1 protein-coding gene is annotated in these 496 nt (G+C 41.7%); it reads left to right on the top strand.

The window, feature by feature from the left end:
- Window positions 1–125 precede the first annotated feature (125 nt).
- Window positions 126–496 (top strand): T6SS immunity protein Tli3 family protein (locus OGV94_RS00865; RefSeq protein WP_502874117.1); only part of this gene is annotated, 371 nt, incomplete at its 3' end.

A 496-nucleotide genomic window follows, 5' to 3' on the forward strand; every position in this document is an offset into this window, starting at 1 on the left:
CCTGCCGGACAAAGAACCGGAAGTGGTGGGCTATAAGGGCTGGACCCGGATGCACTGCGATATGGATGCGGGGAAATAATCTGCAAGGGGATATGCCTAAGCCGCTTAACGTTTAAGGATGAGTTATGATAATGGGAAATGTGGTAAGAGTAATCGTCGCAGCAATTTCACTATGTGTTATCTCTGGCTGTACGAAAAAAACACCCTCACAGGTTATTTATCGTTATGACGATAATCGTTATCTGGAGTTAAAAGGCTATTATTGTGAGGGAGCACTTTGGTATCATGACATTAGAAAAGATATTCATAAAGAGATATATGATGGAGTATTTGCTTCCTTCAGGATATTCTCTGGGATATATATCCATCCATCGGATAAATACATCTTTATTCCTGAATGGGAACCCGGTGCATATACAATATCTAAAGACTATGGACAAACGTGGCAGGTCGCAACGTATATGTCCCCATCTCAGGGGCAAGAGAAAAATTCTGA

Origin of the sequence: Citrobacter sp. Ce006, assembly GCF_030336535.1 — a bacterium.
GTDB classification, from domain to species: Bacteria; Pseudomonadota; Gammaproteobacteria; order Enterobacterales; family Enterobacteriaceae; genus Citrobacter; species Citrobacter europaeus.